The sequence below is a fragment of the Streptococcus sp. Marseille-P7375 genome, from assembly GCF_902460365.1.
In the GTDB taxonomy this organism is placed as follows: Bacteria; Bacillota; Bacilli; order Lactobacillales; family Streptococcaceae; genus Streptococcus; species Streptococcus cristatus_I.
Genome location: NZ_CABPTR010000001.1, coordinates 359,890 through 380,966, shown reverse-complemented (window position 1 = coordinate 380,966; position 21,077 = coordinate 359,890). Strand labels below are relative to the sequence as shown.

At 40.7% G+C, this 21,077-nt stretch carries 11 protein-coding genes; 1 reads left to right on the top strand and 10 read right to left on the bottom strand.

Features of this window, described 5'->3' with window-relative positions:
- The gene (locus FZ954_RS01945) at positions 1-888 is read left to right on the top strand and encodes a tyrosine-type recombinase/integrase (RefSeq protein WP_148876589.1); all 888 of its coding nucleotides are present in this window, start codon (positions 1-3) and stop codon (positions 886-888) included.
- A gap of 147 nt (positions 889-1,035) precedes the next feature.
- Here FZ954_RS01945 and FZ954_RS01940 read toward each other — a convergent pair whose 3' ends face one another.
- From FZ954_RS01940 to FZ954_RS01895, 10 genes are all read right to left on the bottom strand, one after another.
- Positions 1,036-1,326, bottom strand: a complete 291-nt coding sequence (locus tag FZ954_RS01940) for a DUF5966 family protein (RefSeq protein WP_148876587.1) — start codon at positions 1,324-1,326, stop codon at positions 1,036-1,038.
- A 15-nt stretch (positions 1,327-1,341) separates the two neighbouring features.
- Positions 1,342-1,641 (bottom strand): DUF5962 family protein, encoded by a 300-nt coding sequence (locus FZ954_RS01935; RefSeq protein WP_003094641.1) that lies wholly within the window; start codon positions 1,639-1,641, stop codon positions 1,342-1,344.
- 70 nt (positions 1,642-1,711) lie between these two features.
- Positions 1,712-8,527: a DEAD/DEAH box helicase family protein gene (locus FZ954_RS01930; protein WP_148876585.1), complete on the bottom strand. Its 6,816-nt coding sequence runs from the start codon at positions 8,525-8,527 to the stop codon at positions 1,712-1,714.
- Between the two features lie 49 nt (positions 8,528-8,576).
- Entirely contained in the window at positions 8,577-9,128 is a 552-nt protein-coding gene (locus FZ954_RS01925; RefSeq protein ID WP_148876582.1) for a hypothetical protein, read from the bottom strand.
- Positions 9,112-9,306, bottom strand: coding sequence for a calcium-binding protein (locus FZ954_RS01920; protein WP_125371708.1), 195 nt, complete (start codon positions 9,304-9,306; stop codon positions 9,112-9,114). The genes FZ954_RS01925 and FZ954_RS01920 overlap by 17 nt, the downstream gene beginning before the upstream one ends.
- Positions 9,307-14,211 (bottom strand): SspB-related isopeptide-forming adhesin, encoded by a 4,905-nt coding sequence (locus FZ954_RS01915; RefSeq protein WP_148876580.1) that lies wholly within the window; start codon positions 14,209-14,211, stop codon positions 9,307-9,309.
- 239 nt (positions 14,212-14,450) lie between these two features.
- Positions 14,451-15,455, bottom strand: coding sequence for an Abi family protein (locus FZ954_RS01910; protein ID WP_148877627.1), 1,005 nt, complete (start codon positions 15,453-15,455; stop codon positions 14,451-14,453).
- A 138-nt stretch (positions 15,456-15,593) separates the two neighbouring features.
- Positions 15,594-18,398, bottom strand: coding sequence for a phage tail tip lysozyme (locus FZ954_RS01905; RefSeq protein ID WP_148876578.1), 2,805 nt, complete (start codon positions 18,396-18,398; stop codon positions 15,594-15,596).
- The gene (locus tag FZ954_RS01900) at positions 18,395-20,746 is read right to left on the bottom strand and encodes a VirB4-like conjugal transfer ATPase, CD1110 family (protein WP_148876576.1); all 2,352 of its coding nucleotides are present in this window, start codon (positions 20,744-20,746) and stop codon (positions 18,395-18,397) included. Before FZ954_RS01900 ends, FZ954_RS01905 begins: the two co-directional genes overlap by 4 nt.
- Entirely contained in the window at positions 20,703-21,056 is a 354-nt protein-coding gene (locus FZ954_RS01895; protein ID WP_148876574.1) for a PrgI family protein, read from the bottom strand. The genes FZ954_RS01900 and FZ954_RS01895 overlap by 44 nt, the downstream gene beginning before the upstream one ends.
- Positions 21,057-21,077 lie beyond the last annotated feature (21 nt).

Genomic DNA, 21,077 nt, shown 5'->3' with positions numbered 1-21,077 from the left:
ATGGATTACATTATTATTTCTACATACTTAGATTATTGCAAAACTCATAAACGTTTAAGCTCGCATACACTTCGTGCTTACAAAAATGATCTTATGCAGTTTTGCCATTCAGACCATGATAGTGTTGTAAATTATATTGAATATTTGACAGATTCAACTATTAAAACCAATACTTTACGGCGAAAAATTGCAAGTCTAAAAGTCTTTTATAGCTACCTAATGACACAGAATCTCATCACTGAAAATCCATTTAATCAGTTACGTTTTCAATATCGAACAGAAAAAACACTACCTAAAATAATTCCTCATAATATTTTAAAAAATCTTTATGTCTATCTTAAGCAAAGAGTCATCACCTCTAAAACTAATTTTCAACGACAAAAGGCTGAAAGGAATCTCTTAATAGTTTCTTTGTTGCTTTCCACTGGCATTCGAATTTCCGAGCTTTGTCACATTCAAATAAAAAACATCAATCTTCAAAATCAAACACTCCACATTCTAGGAAAAGGGAAAAAAGAACGTATTATTTTTTTAGGCGATGAAACAACTGTTTTACTACTAAAAACATATCTAACAAACTATTGCAAGCAATCAGATAAATATCTTTTTCCAGGAAAAATCTCTCAAAAGCCTCTGACAGAACAAAGCGTTCGTCTCGTCTTAAAAACAGTACGAGAACAAATGAATCTTGCTAATTCCATCACTCCTCATATGTTTAGGCATAGTTTTGCAACAATGCTGTTAGATAACGATGTGGATATTCGATATATTCAGCAGATACTTGGACATAGTTCTATCTCCATAACTCAAATTTATACTCATGTATCACAATCTAAACAAAAGGAAATATTGACTTCTTGTAACCCTATTGCTTCTATTCATACCTAAAACTAAATTGTAGTTAAATCAAAATATTAATTTCAGTGCTAATTTTCGAAAAATGAGTACTCTAAAAAGGCATATACTCACGTGTTATCAAAACACTGAATGTATGCCTTTTACTGCTTTATAAGTTTTTCCTTAACTCAATATGTTTTATGCCAACCGATTTCTAATAACCTTTGCCACAAGTCCAAGGACAAGTAAAAGATTAAAAATGATATAGAAGGTGGTAAAACTCAAAATACCATTGGCCGCTAAATCTTCCACATAGAGGGTTCTTTCTGTAAAAAAGAGGTAAATCCCATAGACTTCTGTGAAAGCTAAAAATCCGATTAATCCAATGATAAATAATCTTCCAAGCATCTTCGCAATCTGGTAGAGAACAATCAAAATCAGTCCTATTGCTACAATGATGAAAAGGCTTTGAATGATTTGTTCTATCATGTCTTACACCTCTTTCTACACTAATTGCTTGCGATAGTAGTCAGCCTGTCCCTTGTCTAGGTTATCAAGTTGAGCAACCAGATCAAGATAGCCTTCTTTTGTCACCTCATCTAAATCTGGAAAATCATTCTCACGAGTGGTAATGATAATGTCTAATTGACCAATGATTTCTCGCTTTGAAAAGCTGTAATCAAGGGTTTCATCTTCGTATTGTTCCTTTAAGGCTTGGTAGTTAGCTCGGTCTTCAGGTGTTGTAAAGCCTTGTGCTAGCCATTCTTCTAGTTGATAACGCATCGCTTCTACTGTTTGGGTCATGAGTTTGTTCTCCTTTGGTGATTTCTTGACTTCATTTTACCGCGTTCACTATTTTTTGTCAGCCTTTTTCTTAAAAATCAAGAGAAAGTTGTTGGTCGTGTTGCGGTTGGATCGTTTCATTGAACTTAGCTAGTGCTACATCTATTTCCTCAACCTCTGCTTCTTGTTCTACCAATGGGACAAGGATGTCATATTTGGCTTTAACCATCTGATAATCCTCTTCTTTAGGAAAGACCTTTTCCACTTCAACCCTTGCAACTGTTAATTTATCTTTGAGGTTATTGGCCATTTCTTCTGTCTTTTCTTGATCCTCTAGGATATGGTCAATGGCATTAGTAATGCGTTGGATGGTTCCCACATCTGATTTCAAGTCTAAAGAGACAGAATACTGGTTGCTGCCTGAAATGGTTAAGGACACGATATCAGGCAAAGGCTCACTAGGGCTTCTGGTTGCCATTTTAAGCTCAAATCCTCTAAAGGTCGCAAGTGTTCTGACTTCTTTGGTTTCAGAACGGTTATAGGTAATGAGTTTGCGTAGATAGTCTCCGGCTTCTGCACGGTTATTCATTGTCTGATTGTCAAATCCCATGACAAAATCCAGGGATTTAGTTGCCAAGGATTGAGCAATATCACGGTCATACTGACTGAGACGTTTCTCTAAGATAGGGAGGTTCTGTTCACAGTAAGCAATGGTATGACGATACTCGTCTTTGGTGCGATGAAAGGCACGCTTTTGATTGCCTAAAACGGTCAACTCATTTTCTAGCTCCATTTTCAGTTTGAGATAAGGATTACCTGTTGCCAAAGCCTTAAAGTCTGAAGCAGTCATGGTCTGTTCATCAATGTCTTCTGCCGACCGTACGGGGTCTTTAGAGGTCATGATTTGCGTGATGTATTTGAGCTTATTCTCCTGAGTTTGCCAGAGGTAGTTGTCGAAGCTCCCTTTGGTAATGTAATGGTAAATATCTACCTCTTGGTTCATATTACCCTGACGAATCAACCTACCGTTGCGTTGGACAATATCGCTTGGTCTCCAGGGAACGTCCAAATGATGGACAGCTTTCATACGTGATTGGACGTTTAAGCCTGTTCCACCTTTTTCCGTAGAGGCCATGAGAATTCGCACCTCTCCACTATTGACCTTACGAGACAGAGAGTTTTTCTTCTCATCGGTATTAGCGTCATGGACAAAGGCAATTTCTTCTTTGGGAATCCCTCTATCCACTAAGAGGTTCTTCAGTTCATTGTAAACGTCAAACCCTTCTTCCTTACTTTTAGGGGTTCCAATATCTGAGAAAATCATCTGTGTAGCCTTATCTCCATTACCCTCACGGTAAATCCGTTCCACGTTATCCACCACTTGCATAATCTTCTGATTGTCAGATAAGGTATAGGCTGGGTCAATGAGACGCATATCAATGGCTAATTTTCTAGCTTCCCCAGTAATCTTTAACATGTTATCCTCACTAGGGTCAACGTTGCCTGACTTGATGGCGTCTGAACGGTCAACCAACTCTTCAAGGTAGTATTTCTGAGCTTTAGTGAGTTCGCTCTCCACCGCAATGACTTTGGATTCAGGTATAGGTAAATCCAACATATCTGACGTTTGAATATCTGTTGTTTCCTTATAAATCCGCATGAGTTCAGGAAGGTTCACAAACTTCTTAAAGCGTTTCTTGGGTTGGTATTTATCCCCTGTAGGGGCAAGTTCCATAGAATTCTCAATATTCCCAAAAGCTCCCACCCACGAGTCAAAGTTTGAGACTTGATACCGTTCTAAGACATCTGGTTGAATATAGCTCATCATGGTATAGAGTTCGCTAATAGAGTTTGAAACAGGAGTTCCTGTCGCAAAAACCACGTTACGATAATCATGTTCTCCTTGAACCTGTCTGACCTTCATTTCCATATCCACGTTCTTTTTAGAAGTTGTGTTGGTAATTCCCGCCACATTCCCAAGGCCTGTAATGGGTCTGATATTCTTAAAATGGTGAGCCTCGTCCACAAAGAGAAAGTCAATGCCTAGATTTTCAAATTCAATAAAGGTATCACGTTCCAATTTTTGGAGTTCTTCTAGTTGATACTCCAATCCCTTAATAGAACGCTCTGCTTCTTTAACCGTATAATCACTATCACTGCCTTGTTTGATTTCTCGCAATTGGTCTAGCTTATCTTGGATATAGGTGACCTGTTTTTCCTGACTCATGGGTATTTTTTCAAATTGGGAATCCCCAATGACAATGGCATCGTAGTCCCCTGTGATAATGCGTGACACAAATTGTTTGCGTTTGGCTTTCGCAAAATCTTTCTTGGTCGTTACGTAAACCTTCTTGGTTGGGAAGAACTTCATGATTTCTTGACCAAACTGAGCGGTTAAACTAGACGGCACCACATATAAAGGTTTATGTACCATACCGAGTTCTTTCAGCTTGAAGCCTGCCCCAAGCATGGTTAAGGTCTTACCTGAACCGACTTCATGGGCAAGTAGGGCTCGTTTTTCTTCCACAATCCGTTGAATAGCGTTCTTTTGGTGAGGGCGTAAGGAAATGTTCTGAGCAAGGCCATCAATGGTTAAATGACCACCATCATAGACTTTTGAGACCGTACGGTTATAGAGGCTATTATAGGTTTCTTCAATCATCTGTTGCACGTCGGGGTAACTGGCCACAAAATCTTGAAAGAGGTCTTGAAGTTGCGTTTCCTTAGCACGAAGAACAGTTGTCTTATCGACATCCGTCACATTCTTTTTCTTATCCCCATCTTCCACTTGTTTCGTGATAGTTGGTTGATTGGAATTAAGCAGGTTTTCAAAGATTTTTCGGCCACTATCATAGCGTGAACCAGACACACCTAGACTTCTATCCGTTGCGGTAGAATACCTGAAGGCAAACTTGGATTGGTAGGAAAGAGTGCCATCAATTGGACTGACTTCAAGAACAGTTGATACTTCTTGGTCAGTCAGGTCAAAAGTTTGTCCCATAAAGGTTTCTTGGGCAAATTTCCCATAAACGGCTAGAGGAATCCAACGTGAGCCAATCCGATAATCAATATCAGCTAGGGTGACACGTGGTGGCTTCACGTCTTCTAAGAAGTTTTGATAGTGCTGCCATGGAAAATCTGAATTATTTTCTTTGATAAGCAAATCCACAACCTCTAACTTGGTGATTACATCACCTGATAAGAAATCCTGACGAGAAACATAAACCACTTCTCTATCTTTTAAATAGCGTTCTGGGTCTGGAATAATGGTATCTCCTAATTCTTCAATCAAAGTCGCTTTTGAGTCTATCTGATAAATAGACATCATGTAATCTAAATCTACTCCACGCCCATCCGCAAGACTAGAATTGAGTGCATCAAGAGCAGATGCTACTGCCGTCACTTCCTTTTCAGGACGAACTAGGGCTTTTTCAAAGGCAAGGGACTTAGTATAGATAACTGTTTTACCAGCTGGGTCAAGACTTTCATCCTCTAAACTTGCAAGCAGTGAATACTTATCATCACTATCAAAGAGGTTACGGTTCACAGCACTATTCACATATCCAAAGCGTTTGACAAAGCTATCATAGGTTCGGTTGAGTTTTCCTAGCAAGTGATTAAAGTCTTCTCTGTCGTAATCATAGTAGCGCTGAATGGCAATAACATCTTGGTAAGCATTACGAATATCGACCATGCCTTTAATCCGTGCCACTTCTTTCTCAGATAAGGGAGCTTCATAGAAAACCGTCTTTTTGAAATAGCCCTTAAACTGCCCACGTTTGGTGGCTTCCTCAGTCACATAAACATCAAGAGCGGTGCTATCTGTGACTTTGAGGTCATTAAAGCGGTCAATCTGCTTTTGCGAATGCTTGGTATCCCAAGCCTGAAAGTTCCCCTCTTCATCCACATAATAGCTGATCTCCTCTGTCTTAGTCCCAACACGGATTCCCTTACTATCTCGGTAGTAAATCGTCGAATCCTTATAACCAAAGCTATAACGGTCTAAGGTTTCTCTGATATCAGACGGAATCGAGGTATCAATGTTTTGTCTTGCCAGTACATCTGGATTGATGAAGATATCAGAAAGGTCAACTTTCCTAGAAGGTTTAACCTGTTCAAGAGCAGTTTGAACATCTCCTATTAAGCTATCAGAATTGCCTTTCACAGAAAGTGTCCCGCCGTTAAAGTTTCTAACCTCATAGCTTCCAAGAACCTGAGGATTATACTCCCCATCAAAGTAAGGATTGAGCCAAATACGGTCATCCTTGTCATAACGAATGGCACCTGAAAAAGCAATGTCATTTGCTTGATAGCCCTTGTCCATATGTTTCTGGAAGAACAACATATCCGTTGTGACACTCGTTCCTGCAATAGCCTTAAAGGCAGTATCTGGTAAACGGACGCCACCAAGAAAATCAGTTGTTTCACGAATATCTTGGAGAATGTTTTCTGTCCGTTTGTCCATGGTTCCTGTGGAGGAAATTATAGCGACTTGCCCACCATCATGCACCAAATCTAATGATTTTTTGACAAAGTAATCATGAATCATATAGGGTTTATCATAGCGATTATCCGCAATACGGATATTGGCAAAGGGTACATTTGAAAGAACCAAGTCAAAACTATTCTCATTAAAATTGACTGCTTCAAAGCCTCTCACCTCAATGTGGCTATTCGGATGAAGGTGTTTGGCAATAGCTCCTGTAATCGTGTCTAATTCAACACCATACAACTCACTATTTTTTCTCAAGTGTTCGGGCATTGCCGCAAAAAAATTCCCAGTCCCCATAGAAGGGTCTAGCACTCTTCCACCTGTAAAGCCATCACACTCTAGTTTATTCCACATCTCACGAATTAAGAGTGGGTCTGTGTAGTAGGCAGTTAAAGAGGACTGTTTCATGTCTGAGTATTCTTTATCTGTGACTAGCGTCTTTAATTCCTCACGTTCCTTAGAAAACTTAGGATTATACTCATCAAAGACCTCATTGGCTAGTCCTCCCCAGCCCACGTATTTGGCAAGGAGTTCTTGTTCACTTGGGGTTGCTTTGCGTTGTTCAACTTCAAGAGCTTTTACCAAACGAATGGCAGCCACGTTCGTTTCAACCTTATCTCTAATTGTCTTAGGGTAAAAGTTTGTCAGATCTTCTGGAAAGTGAAAATCAGTGGTTGGTGTTATCTCAATGACTTCAGAAAGCTCTGAATCAATCTCTTCTTCAAGAGTTTCAGATTTTTCCACTTCCCTTTCTATGACTGGTTCTTGAAAAACGTCTTCTTGGTTCTCATCATCTTCCATAAAGGAAAAGAGGTCTAATTCTTGGCTAGGTTGTTCCACTTCTTCTTTTTCTTCGACAGAAGGAAGATGGAGAGCCTGAGTGATCTCCTCTAATGTCCGTAGGAAAAGAACTGGATTTTGTTCAATCAGATTCGTGAAATCATTTCGTAGTTCAATCCGAATCAGGTTATTAACACCTGACTCTTCTATGGCAATCACCTTAAAGTCCTGTCCTTTGTAAGTCACCATGGAGTCAATTGGATAGCGTTTAAGGACTTCTTCTACAATAGGATTTTGAGGTGTTTCTTGAGGCATGATGATTTCAGATTCTGTTTTTGTTAACCGCTCTCTCCAGTCTCTAAAGGATACGTCTGGTTGGGACTGTTTGTCCCTTTCAAAGGTTCTAGCTTCTTCAAGAGTGAGTTCTTCATGTAAGAAGGCGTAGGCAATGGGTCTTGCTTCTTCTAAGTCTAGTTGACTGGTCAAGAAAAACTCTGCCTTATCATGCGGTAGTCCCATTTGAAGCAATTCTGTCACAAGGGCTAATTGAGTGACGGTTGCTTTGGGATAGCCACCCAATAAGGCGAGGTCTGCATTCTTCAAATGGAAACGCCCTGCTGCATCTATCAACACCCTACGTTGATGTTCTTCAAAATGAGCAAAATCTATCCCTAAACTGGTCAATTTTTCAGTATTTTCTGCTAAAATCGCTTGACCCATTTCAGTTAAGAACACTTCTTCTTGAGGTGTTAGGGGACGTTGTAGGTCATAGACCGTCCCATCTGATTCTAAATAGGTTAATAGTTCATCGTTCTCATAGATTGGGGTCATTTCCATTTCATGGTCAAATTCCCCACGTCTCAGGTTTGGCAGATTTGGACGACTATTTCGCACTTGGTCAAAATGATTCAGTATCTCAAACTTCTGAGCTAAGTTCAAATTCTGATAGGCTGGTAGATGTTTGGTTTGCCCTGTCCGCAAATCTAGTTGTGATAACTCTTCCTCAAGATTTGCAATGATGATACCCTCTTCTTCACGAAAGGCGATGTCCTGATAAGGTTCTGGAATGACTATTTCTTCAATAGACTCCTCTTTTTCCTCAACATGGTCCTGAGTGCTTATTATTTCAGGGTTATAGGTGAGGAGAAATTGTTCAATGTCACGGCTAATACGGTCAGACAAATTATTGGCGACTCGGTAGACATTGACTAAGTTAGCAGCATTGCCTTTATCCAAAAGAGAAGCTACTGAAATGGACTGATAGGCTCCTTCTTGGTCTAAGAGCTGAAAGCGAGTGGCTAGGTTAAAGAGGGCGACTTCAATCACCAAGGCTTTTTCCTCATCCGTTAATTGAGTAAGTTTTTTGAGACCAGCTTGTCCAAAGGTCTGGGTGTACGTTATTAAATCACTCATTTCCTCAGAGGTACTGGCTTGTACAAAAGCAGAAACTTCAGTTTCAAAAATTACCACCTGAACAGGCGATTGTCGCTTGTCCTTTTGAGTCATAAAGTTAAGGAGTAAATTATCCCATGGTTCATCAAAGTGTTCCGACTGATAGCGTAAGAATGTTTCTAATAGATTGTTGTCACGAGGAATGGTCGCTCGCAACATCTGTAATAAGTATTCTTGATTCATTGTTTCCTCCAAACAAAAAAGGGCTGAGAAAAGTTCTCAGCCCACTGCTTTAGTCTAGGACCAAGGTACTTTGGTCTTTTCCTTGTGGCAACTTATCCATTAAAGTCGTCACATACTGGTGTAAGAAATGGCTTTTCTGGTCTAACAAATCTTTCTGCAAGGCAAGGTAGGTCACATCTCCAAAATAATCTTGACTCGTTAAAGACAGATCCTTTTGAATAATGTCTTGCATGGTTTCTAAGGTGAGAGACGAATAGTCGTCCTCATCCAACACCTCATATTGAGTAAGGGTGTCCAAAATGTTGTTGGACGCTATCACTTCCATAATGAAACTAGTTCCCTCCCCTGTTCGGTAGAGTTTATCTAACAAGTCTGTCAGTTCTTCTTGAAGCTGTTCCTGATAACCATCTGCTCTTAGGCGTAAGTCATCACTGACTAAAGACAAGTCATCAATGGCCATAAAGTCTTGATAGAGCGTATCAAGGAGTGACTTATTTTTAATACTTAATTCCATGGATAGAAAGGCTTTGACCATGTCTTCATAGTTTTCTCGTGACATCTCAGACAGTAGGTTTGAGATGGTCTCATAGGTCCAAGTCATAACTGCTTTCCTTCCGTTGATGTTGACATGGTTCCAAGCCTCGTTGGACTTCTTCAAGGTCTGTTAGTCCATCGCTATCACTATCGCTACTAAAAGGGTTAATCCCTAGTGCTAACTCTTGAGCATCCGTTAAACCATCCTGGTCTGAGTCTCTCGTATATATGCTTTTTGGTTCCATCTAGTTGTCCTCCATTTTGCGTTTAGCAAGGCCGTAAGCTAAGCCTAAAAGAAGGCCTCCACCGACAAGCGCCAAAAGAGATTGACTCTCTCCTGTATTTGGTAAGACACTTGCTGGAACTGGTGGTTCTTGTGTTGGAATAGGTGGTTGGGGTGGTGTTGGTTGATTTGGAGTTGGTGGCTCTGGTTCAGGAGTAGTTGTTTTAACCGTGTTTGAACTGATGGTGTAGCCATTGACGGTATGTAGTACCGTATTTTCTACTTCACCTGAAGCGATTCGTTTCATCTGCAAGTAAACATCTGCCTGAAACTCGGATTCTTCTGCTAGTTTTTCTAGGAATTCCTTGTCAAAACTGATGGTAACCGTTCCTTTTGACGTGTCGACATGTTGTAGCGTGTACTTAGTCACTTCTGTCCCTTTTGGTAAAACCGTCCCATCTTTTAGAGTGACATCTACCACAGTATAAGCCTTGTAAACACCATTATAGTCGTCATGGCTTTCATCGTAATCATCGTCAAAGCGGTATTCGATGAGTGGTGTCGCACGATTACCAGGAATAAGTGCTCCCACCAAGCGGTAGTTAAAGACCTGATTCAAGGCAACTTCTTTTCCATCAAGACTGTTCTCCTTTTGTGACAAATCAATCACCACATCTTTTTGTGGGTCTAGTTTTGGCACATTATTGACCACTGTTTCTGTCACATAAGCCAAACCAAAGTCAATCTGATAAGCGGTGTTTTCATACTTCCCACCAGTCTTTGTCAGCTCATTCTTAATCGTCATTGGAAGGGTCACCACTAAGGTTTGACCAGTTTTAACATAGGTTTCGTAAAAGGCTTGTGGATCATCAACGCTTAGAACTTGAATGGCTCCTTTTGGTATGAACTGACGTTTGGCCATAGCATCTTGAACCACTTTAGGCGCTTCTGACAATGAGGCATAGGCTTTCACCGAAATCCCTTTGACAAGAGTTCCTGCCTTATCCATCACTTGAACACCATCTGCATTTAGGCTAAGTGCCTCTTCAGGATAGTCATCTACCATGTAAAAACCTTTGGCAAGGGTATCCTCCGTCACTACCAAGTCCTTGTACTGACTATAATCCAGAACAATCTTATAGTAATTTACGGTATTAGGAAGAACGGTTTTGCCATCAATAGACACTCCCTCTTTATTGGTATTGGTCTTATGAGGATTTACCTTTGGCACGTGATTGGTCACCGTATTGGTTTCATAGGCTTGCCCAAAGTCTACTTGGTAAGCCACGTTATCATAAGACTTCCCTGAATTAAGCATCTCCTCACGAACTGTCATCGGTGTAACGATGGTAATGTTTTGGCCTTTGGTCACATAAGAATCATAAAAGGCTTGTGGATCTTCTGCCACAAAGACTTGGAAAGCTCCTTTAGGCGCAATCTTGCGTTTCTCAAAGGCTGCTTGTAGGGGTTTAGGGGCTTCTGATAAACTTGTGTAGTTTTTTACCGTAACACCTATGACAGCCTTGCCGTTAGATGTCGTTAGTTGAATAGCTGTGTCATCTGGTAGCACAGCTTCTTCAGGATAGTCATCCACAAAGTAGAAGCCTTTTGCGATTTGAGCTTTATCAGCTTTAATGCCACGGTATTGGTCTAAATCCCATGACAAGGTATAGTAGTTTTGTGAACCCACTACCATCGGTTTTCCATTGATGTCCACTTTATCCTTATTAAGGTTTTGTTTCTTAGGTGTGGGGCTGACAAGGGTATTGGTCACCTCATTTGTTTTATAGCCATTCCCAAAATCAACTTGGTAGGCTTTGTTTCGATAAGTCTTAGTTTGACCATAAAGGCTGTCTTTGACTGTCATTTTGGTGAGAAAGTTCAAAGAGGTTCCTGTTTTAACGTACTGGTCATAGAAAGCCTGATTGTCGTTAGGTTGGAAGATTTGGAAAGCTCCTTTAGGAGAAATCTTGGCATGAGCGAGTTTATCTTGAAGGTCTTTAGGAGCTTCTGACAGCGACGCATAGGCCTTAACAGTGATCCCTGATACGGCTTTACCATCAAGAGTGGTGATACTTGTTCCTTTATCCACCAAATCCAAGACTTCTTCTGGGTAATCATCCACAAAGAAGAAACCACGAGCAATCGTTTCTTTAGAAGAGGTATCACCTTTATATTGATCTAAATCCCAGGTCAAACGGTAATGGTTAGTCGTTCCTAAAGCCACCACCGTATCGTTAATGACCACACCGTCTTCATTCTCATTGCGTTTTTGAGGAGTAATACGGCTAGTGATTTTCCCATCACCAGGTGTACGAACGGTCACCACGTTAGAGGTCACTGTATAGGCATTTGACGTTCCCTTATTGATGAGGAGCTTATAACTATTGGAATAGGTAGCCCCATCATTTTGAAGGCTGCCATAAAGTTTAGGAGCTACCAGTTGATAAGACTTAGTGAGATCTTGATTGACCTCTTGAAGCAAGGCTTCTTTGGCAGTCAGGGTCACAAAGTTCTTAGCTTCATCAAAGGTAAGCGTATAATTCTCATTTTCTGCTTGTGTTTTTTCTTTATCAAAGGCATAGCCTGCTGGAAGGTAATCTTCAAACGTAAGGGTAGTTGCTTTGGCACGATTTGAAGAAAAAACGTCAACTATTAAAGGATAAATAACTGTCGAATACTTGGCGATAGTTTTGTCATGAAGATTGTCTTGGTCGGTATTGACCACTTTTTTCATGATTTCAGGGGTCGTTGTCAGACGATAGTCGTGATAATGAACCGTTGGCACTTGTGGTGCTTTTGGTAACGGTTCTGGCGTAGGGTCTTTAGGCAAGGTGACCTTGGTAAGTGTTAGGCTAGGCTGAGTGACTTTCTCTAATGGTTTTTCCTTAAAGCTCACAGGTGGCTCTGGGGTAAAAGTCTTTGGCGTAAAGGTTTTCGGCACAACCTTAATCGGCTCTGGGACTGGGTCTAGTTTTGGGGTCACATGTGGTTTCGGACTATAAGGTTTGACGGTTCGTGCAACAGGTAAGGTGTTTAAGGCAAACCAATAGGTCAGTCCTGCATTTTGGGGCATATCGCCTTGTCCAAAAGTCACGGTGTAGGTATTGCCTGATGTGACGGTTGAGACAATCGCTCCCTTGTAAGCATACTTGCTAAAAGAGGTGTCCCATTCTTCTGGGAGGTTCAAATCACTAGCACGGTTTGAAGAAAGTGAACGTGCTAGGCCTTCATCTGTCACTTGAATGGTTGAGCCATTGATAGGTACAAACTTGCCTGATGTGTCTTTGACATACTCTAAGCCAATGTCATTGTGATTAAGTGAGGAATGGGTAAAGACACCTGGTTTTTCCTTGGTAAAGCTGACTTGCGAGCCATCCTCTAAGAAATACTTGGCTTTGACACGAAACTCCATTTTATCGGTTCGCCAATTCCCTGTCCCATCATTACGATAGGCAATAAAGCCTTCTGTTGGGTCATTAGGCACAACTAATTGTACAGAATCCGTCCCAGTTGGAGACACTAGGTTTGTGATGTCATAAGCGACTTTGGTAATCTTTTTACCATCAAAACTCGCATTTTGAAGGTTTTGATAAGTGAATGAAAGGGTTTCTCCAGTTTTAAAGGTATCATAGACGAAGAAACCAGTAGAATCTAGGATTTTAGAATACCCACCAAGCATGGCGTCACCCTTAGCAATGATGCGATTAGGGTTTCTCGTGTCAGCTGAATGGCGGGCTTGCGGTTCCCCATTGTTCAAGTTGAGAGCCTGAGCAAGAGCTTGTGAGATGTAACCTTCCTCTCCTTTTGAGATGTCAGCTAAGTCACGTTTGTATCGGTTCATTTCTTTGGCATTGTAGGCATCAATGGCTTCATTTTCTTTCTTAGCAGCTTCTTCTTTCTCCTTATTGCGTTTTATAATAGCAGCAATCTCAGCTTCACGGTCTGTCACCAATTTTTGTTGGTTATTATTGTAGGTATCCACAGCAGCTTGACCTGCTTTATTTTCATCATCAATCGCTTTTTGTCCAGCTTGATTGCGTTTAGTAATCGCTTCATTCTCTGCCTTTGCATTCGCAAGACCTGCTTCATTTTCCTTTTGAACAGCTAGGTTCTTTGCGGTAATGGCATCTGCGGCTTGTTTTTTCGTGATATAGTCCGCAAGACTAGCCTTGTTTTGTTTATCAATAGCAGCTACCGCAGATATGTAGTCCTGATAACCTGAAACAGTTGATCCCTCTCCTGACGGAACGGTTTGAGTTGTAATAGTCACGTTCGCAGACTTGTCCTGAGTCTTCACTTCTGAAGCCGTGGTATCTACTGAACTATTCAAGGCCTTTCCTGCTTTAGTAGCTTCTTTATGACTAGCAACCAACGCAGCATTTCCTTTTTCGACACGAGTTTTATCTTGTTCATAAGCGGCTTTGTCAGCTTTATAGGTATTTGTCACCCGAGTGATGTCCTCAGCCTGTTTCGCAGCGTCTGCTTCTGCCTTATCCAATTGCTTACTGGTCTCACTCGCAGAAGTTGTGTTTCCCAAATCCATAGGCTTATCCTGAATGGTCGTAACCCCTTCAGCAGTAGCTTGATTGACCGCCTTTGTCACAACATCATGAGGAACAGTAACTGTGATAGCGCCTTCTGATTGACCAGTTGAGGCAAGACTAGCGGTCTGTTCAGCAACTGGTGTGGGTTGAGCTTCGGGTAAATTAGTCGCAGGATTTTCCGTTAACTGAACGGTTTTATCTAGCGAAGGTGTTACCACTTCGTCAGCTTGTGCTACTTGGCCACCCCAAGCGACAACAGCTGTCACCATGGTTCCAAGAGCTACCGAACAAAGTGTCCGATACTTCTTACTTTTACGGAAGACATGCTTTTCTGCCTTTTCCTGATTGACTAAAAAGTGATGATGACATTGTTTGGTCATAAAAAAGTCCTTCTTTTCTTTTGATAAGTAGTAACAATCTGTCACTCTCTCCCCATCATAAAAAAGACGGCTTGATTTTGGTATCACATCAAAAAAAGGACAAAGAAAAAAGCTATCGGTAGCACTACCGATAACCTCTGAAAATTGCTTATAAATAAAAAATGGGAGGACTGACGCATCAGACCCTCCCAGACATGACTAGCACGCCCCAATTCGATAATATCATACTACCACTAAATTCATTTTTTGTCAATAAATTTACTTAATTGTTGAATCGACGTTTTTCTATTTGTACTGATAATTTTAAAGAAAATATCACGATTATCTAGGGATTTATCGAATCTTTCAACAATCTCATTAAATTGATTGATGTATTCAATAAGAATCCCTGAATCAAATTTTAGAAGGTTCAAAATCCAAATAAGTAAAATAAAATAATCCTCAATAAATACACAAGTGAATGTTGATAACACTAAATCTTGTTTTATCTGTCTTTTTAGTGCTCTAGATACACCACTTGAGAAATTGGCATCAAAAATGGCACTATTGTGCATAGTAGCATTCCTTAATTCAATCAGAGAATTAACAACTAACTCAAGTGAATTCGACCTTTTAGGGATAATCGTAAAATCTTGATTCAATTTTTCACGACTTGATTTGACTAAACATCCTAAAAATCTACTAAATTGTCCTAAAGTAATAACTTCAAAATACGCCCAAAGAGGAATTTGATAGTCACTATCTAAATAATGTTTTATTACTTCATTTTTGTCTGAGTAATATTCAATTGTATCCAGTATATTTTGCTTTGTTTCATTATACTGTAGGAATTTCTTAGCATATTTCTCAGTGTCACCAGAATAATCTATGTAGCAAGCTAATTGATTATCTAATACATCTTCTATCCCACTACTAGATTCTGCAACTAATGAATCAATCGTTCTATTTTTTAATGCTGTTTCAACTAGCATTACAATAGGATAAAATAGGCCTTTTAGCTCCATATCAAACTGATAGATTGCTACAATTTCCTTAAATGAAGTAATTGATAGCTTACCACCTGAATTAGCTTTCTTAACAAATCTATATCGCTTATATCCATGATAATAGCCCATATTTAAGAGTGAGATAGAGTCGACATCATGAATATCTATTTTATGATTTTTCAAAATATGGTCAACTAAACCCGAAGAAGTCAAACCAGTTTTTGACTCTTTTTTAATTTTTTCAACATTTGTTTCCATTTGATAATCTTCAGTCACCTTTCACAATTATTATACCATATCGCTAAGCGTATATTTAAAATTGAAAGATAGAATTTTTATCACAATATTTATAAAACAGAATAAGCTAACAAAAATATACTTGTTAACTTATTCTTTCTATTTTGTCGTATAGGCAAAGCTAATCGTGCTATCCACTCCTGATAATTTACGGAAGGTATAGTTGGGATTGCCATTGTAGTTGGTCTCTGAGACAAGGAAAGAGCCATCTGGGTAAACCTTCTCGACAAACGACACGTGACCATAAGCGGCAGGTGTTCCATGAGCACCTCCCGCAAAGGAAACAATCGCTCCTGCTTTTGGTACCTTGCCTGTTTCACCACCAAGGCGTGCTGCTGTGGCTACCCAGTCTTGACCATTACCCATGGTACTGATGATTGGGATTTTCTCACCATTTCTGCCTTTGAGTTTCAAGCCCAGTTGGTTGATACGTGCTGCCACTCCCCACGTACATTGCCCATAAGCATACCCCATTCCATCACCACCACCTGGGATAGAGTTGTCATAAAGGTCTCCTCGAACAGTTGCCAAAGCTTTTGGATCACTTTGGGCGGTTCCACCACTGGGGTCGCTAAAGCCTTTCTCAATCTGATAATACCACTCGGTGGCTCTTGTTTGACGTTCTAAGAGTTTATCCCCACTATTGCCCTCCCAGTAAATGAGAAAGAGTTGAGCGAGGTTGGCTGGGCTTCCTGAATTTTTGAAAAAGTCTTTTAACCAGTTGGTATAGTAAGGATTATCCCCATGGAGCATAAAATCCAGTTGTAAGCCTAAGTCATACCACTTCTGATTCTTTTGTTTGGCATATGCTAATAATAAGGTGTGTCTGCGTGACCCATCTGCTGTATCTGTCCACTGCCCTAAGCCTAAGCCACGTCTTAGGATATTGGGGTATCGTCCATTATAGATAGCTGGTCCATTAAGGGATAGCCACCCCTCGTCATCCCAAGAGCTAGCACTCGCTCCAACAGGAGGAGTCAAATAGTCGCCTTCTGCTCGTTTCGGGTTGATGGACGATTCTACCGACCAGTTCCCTAAAATAGCCGCAATAGCTTGATTGGTCGCTCCTTGACTCTTCAAATACTCATAGATGACTTTAGCCCTCGCAAACTCGTCTCCACCAAATTGACCGATAGTAGGGAGAATTGTCGTTTGCAGTTGAATGACCTTTGGGAAGTAAAAGGCTGGATTGACGTAAACCAGTTTCTCTGAATCATCGTCAACCTTTTGATAGGTCACTTTAAGACCAGCACCATCCTTAGTTTGCCCAATAACATCTCCTACTTGAACTTTCTGACCATCTGTCACTCGACCGGTATGGACATTAAATAAGGTCAGTTGAGATTTGTTTAGACCTTTACCTGATGTCAGAATAATGTTCTCTCCATCTAGGGAAACCTTGCCATCCATGGGAGCTACAATCACTTGATTTACTTTAGCTTCTAAAATGATATGGTGATGAAGCGTGGGCTTGTCATCAATCACCTCATAGCCATAGCGAACCGTCATGGTAAGCGTATCATTTTCAGTCTGGCCTTGAAATGGGTTATCTAATTCTTGGAGGGCAAGATAGGTGCCTTCTTCACTTAATTCTTTTAAATCTTCCCTATCGTCATCAGAGAGTTTATAGGTAGGTTCTTTGGTCAACTCAAGCATGGCTTTCAAAGACTCCCCACCGTTTAAGTCCTGCCAAAGCTGACTGAGATAGGCTTCATAGGTCTTATTCCCCTCTTCCATGACTTCTTCCAAAGCATAATCCTGATACTTAAGGTTCATAAAGGCCATGACCTCATCAATCTTCGTGTAGTAGGTAATGCCAGTGGCGTTGGTCCGAGTATTTTCCGCATCTTCCCACGTCATGTGTGCATAAGCTTTTGTCAGCTCACTCTCGTCCTGTTGAATAAGAGTAGTTCCTGAGATTCCTATGACAAAACTCATCATCAGAAGAAAGACAAACAAGAGACCAGACACTACCCAAGTCATAGGATTAAGAACAATCGTTGAAAAGAAATTCAAGCTACTCTTAATCGCTTGAATAAGCCCCTTTAGTCCCGACACACTGTGTTTTCTAGCTCGTTTAATAAAAGTGTGGTAACGTCTTCTTGGTTTTAGGGGTTTCTGACGAGTGAAGCCCTTCCCCTTTTTGAAGTTCTGATACCGTTCCTTCCCATGGGAGATTTTAGCCTTTGTGAAACGCACACCAGTCTGTCCACTATTCACCAGCAGTTTTCCCGACTGATAAGTAAATCTTCCGTAACGTCTGCTTTTTATGCTCAAATCCTTGACAGTTCGGATACCCTCTAAGTCATCATCTTGAGCAACTAAATCCAGTGATTCCGAAGCAACATAGTGTAACCCTCGTTTGACCTTGGTTGAGGGTTTCTTGGCCTGATAGGCTCTTTTCAGTTGCTTCACGTCACGTTTAGCTGATCTAACCTCTTTTTCTGCCTGAAGGTCTTCAAGAGATTTCTCTTTCTGAAATTGGAAACGTGATGTTTTTGGTTCTCCTGGCTCTTTCTGATAGGTAAACTTAGAAGTGGCTTTCTCCTCTTTTTCTGCCACCTTGACTTCAGCCAAGTGTTTTCTCGCGACTGCTAGACGCTGTCTGGCTTGAGGAAGTCGATGCTTCTTGATTTCCTTACGTTTTAGCCATCTGGGAGACACATAGGAAATGTCTTCCTTAAAGGTATCTGTCGCTAGGTCTTTCTCCTCTTGGTAGGTCTGTTTTAAGGCCTGTCGTTTCTCTCTAGTTTCAGCTTTTTCAGCTCGGCGCATGATAAAGCGTCGTTTAGGAAGGAAGCGTTTCAACCCCTTCTTCTCCCTACGGTAATGGATACGGCTAACTTTTAAACTACTCTGAAAGGTTTTACGGGCTTCCTTGACATTCTGTTGTTCTCGTGTCATTGTTCAACCCTCATTTTTTCTGGATCGGTACTCATGATGTCAAAGAGTTTGGTGTGATGTGGGATTTTGTTCCTAAATGGAACAACGGTTGATCCTGCCTTAATCAGCCCAGCACCCTTTTCAGGATTGACCAAGTATTTCTCAAGCTCTTTAGATAAGCCCAAAAGATGAACCAATTCTTCTCGGTCACTTTTAGCTTGTTTTAGAAGAATCATGAACTCGCTATTAGCAATAATGCGTCTACCATTGGCATCAAGAAGTAAGGTTTCCACGTTCTGAGTAATCCCTGTTGGGGTTGCCCCATACTTACGGACACGGCTCCAAAGCTTAAAGAAGAAGTCAGAAGCGTACTTATCCAACAACAGAAGCTGCATTTCATCAAAGTAAATCCAAGTTTTCTTGCCACGTTTTTGGTTTTTAACTACACGATTCCAAATCTGGTCAAAGATGACCATAAGGGCAATTTGCTTTAATTCATCTCCCAATTTTTTGACATTGTAAATGAGAAAATGGCTATCGACTTTGATGTTGGTGCGGTGTGAAAAGATGTCTAGTGACCCTTCCACATAGAGTTCCATATCAAGAGCCAAATCCTTGGCTTCCTGTTCAGGTTGTTTAGAAAGGACAAAGACCCATTCCACCAAGGACGGTGTGTCAAAATGCTTATAGGTGAGCCGTGTTACACGGTCAATAAGCGATTTCTCTCGACCATCCATTTTTCGGTCCAAGAGCTTCCCAATCCAAGAGAGAAGAAATTCAGATTTGACCTTAATAGGGTCTTCATCCATGTTGTCATCGGATAAGTCTAAGACATTTAAGAAGGTAGTAGAGTCAGGCGCAATGTCAATGCTTTCCCCACCAAAGGCTTGGCCAATAATGCTGTATTCATTTTCAGGATCGACAATGATGATTTCAGTATCACTCTCTGCTTCTTTTAACTTGGTTGAGATGATTTCATGCTTCGTCGCCATCCCCTTACCAGCACCTGATGTCCCTAAAATAAGACCTGATGGGGTATTGAGTTTGCCTCGATCAATCGTGATAATATTACTTGAAATTTGGTTAATGCCATAAAACTTCCCACCCTTATCTTGCAGGTCAACAGAGGTCCATGGGGAATTCACGGCAATGTTTGAGGTCAAGAGAGACCGAGATACCCCCTCAAGATAGTTCTTTCCAAGTGGCAACAAGCTATTAAAGGCGGCTTCTTGCATGTAGGAAAGATTGTCAATAACGAGGTCATTAGAACCTGCCACCTGTTTGATGATGTCAAGCGAGTGCTTCAACTGGTCTTCGTTATCCGCAAAGACCCCAATCAAAAAGAGGGTATCAAAGAGCTTGTCCCCTGTTTGGGTCATGGTTTTAATCAGCTCATCGGCTTCATCAATGTTGCTTTCTATAACCTGACTAACCTTTTCAAGATAAACACCAGATCGTGCCATCTTTTGTTGCTCCCCAATTTTTTGCGATTCCATTAAGGTCTTCTTGGTACGGAGCTTGGTCATGGCTTCTGACTTGAGTGATCCTTTGGCATGAAGGCTAATCATCACTTCCAAATCCGACTGCATGAGTTCACGTAGGAACTTATCCCCCAATTCCATTCCATAATCACGGACATAAACAATCTGTAATAAGTGATCATCGATTTCGATATGATTTTTGTGTTTGAAGGATAGACTGCTTGGGGCAATAAAGTGCTTGCTCGTTTGTCCTGAACGCACCAGGTCTTGATAAGTAAAGTGCAAATGATTTTCCCCTCGCAACATATCCGCCAAATGATTCACACGGTGTTCACCACTTAGTAAGCTAAAGCCGGCGTCTATTTCTGAAAACCCACTCTTGAAGTATTCGCCAATTTGAGAAAGAGAACGATAAGCCAATTTAGGATTCTGCTCTGATTTCCCAAAAGAGATTAGCTTAACAGCTGAAAAATTATTTTCTCCAGCTTCTAAGTTATTCTCCATGATACGGTTCAGTTCCTCTCGGTAGGTATCGTATCCATCTTCATGTAAGGGATATAAGACGCTTTTTCTAAATTTATCTAAGTTGACCCTTTGGTTAAAAATGGTGAGTTGGAAATTGGTCTTATCATCCAAACTGTTAATCAAGTCCGAATAAGTTTCCATAATAGCACCCTTATCTTCAAGTCCCACCGTTTGGTAATTGACATCTCCTAAAAGATAAGACTGGGAAAAATAATCAGGGGTGATTTGCATGAGACCATTGGGAAAAAGGCCTTGGTAGCGAAGGGTATTGGCGGTTGTTGGCAAGACCTCTGCTTTTGATTTACTTGACTTCTTATCCTTAGAAGAGGTCTTTGGTTTCATTGAGTGGTTTGTTTTTCTCACGGTGTACTCCTTTCTGTCCTGTTAGTGTACGGTCTGGGATAGTCATTTCGTAATGCCATCGGTAGTTAAGATACGTTTCAAAAGGTAAGTCATTGGGACGATATACCCCAAATAACATGAGGGGAATGGTAAAGGTGAAAATAAGCCCATAGACAAACCAATCCCCAAATTGCCAGTAAAAGAGGTTTAATCCTAGAATAAGGATGGTAATAGCAATAGCTGGCAAGACAAAGATGACTTGTCGGGTGGTAAAGCCCAACCAAGCCCTATGTTGGACTTTTGTGATGTCCTTAAAAACACGTGTATTCATAAGACTCCAATCTAATATGAG

Coding starts and splice junctions, on each gene's coding strand:
- FZ954_RS01945 (WP_148876589.1), top strand. CDS start 1: ATGGATTACATTATTATTTCTACATACTTAGATTATTGCAAAACTCAT.
- FZ954_RS01940 (WP_148876587.1), bottom strand. CDS start 1,326: ATGATAGAACAAATCATTCAAAGCCTTTTCATCATTGTAGCAATAGGA.
- FZ954_RS01935 (WP_003094641.1), bottom strand. CDS start 1,641: ATGACCCAAACAGTAGAAGCGATGCGTTATCAACTAGAAGAATGGCTA.
- FZ954_RS01930 (WP_148876585.1), bottom strand. CDS start 8,527: ATGAATCAAGAATACTTATTACAGATGTTGCGAGCGACCATTCCTCGT.
- FZ954_RS01925 (WP_148876582.1), bottom strand. CDS start 9,128: ATGACTTGGACCTATGAGACCATCTCAAACCTACTGTCTGAGATGTCA.
- FZ954_RS01920 (WP_125371708.1), bottom strand. CDS start 9,306: ATGGAACCAAAAAGCATATATACGAGAGACTCAGACCAGGATGGTTTA.
- FZ954_RS01915 (WP_148876580.1), bottom strand. CDS start 14,211: ATGACCAAACAATGTCATCATCACTTTTTAGTCAATCAGGAAAAGGCA.
- FZ954_RS01910 (WP_148877627.1), bottom strand. CDS start 15,455: ATGGAAACAAATGTTGAAAAAATTAAAAAAGAGTCAAAAACTGGTTTG.
- FZ954_RS01905 (WP_148876578.1), bottom strand. CDS start 18,398: ATGACACGAGAACAACAGAATGTCAAGGAAGCCCGTAAAACCTTTCAG.
- FZ954_RS01895 (WP_148876574.1), bottom strand. CDS start 21,056: ATGAATACACGTGTTTTTAAGGACATCACAAAAGTCCAACATAGGGCT.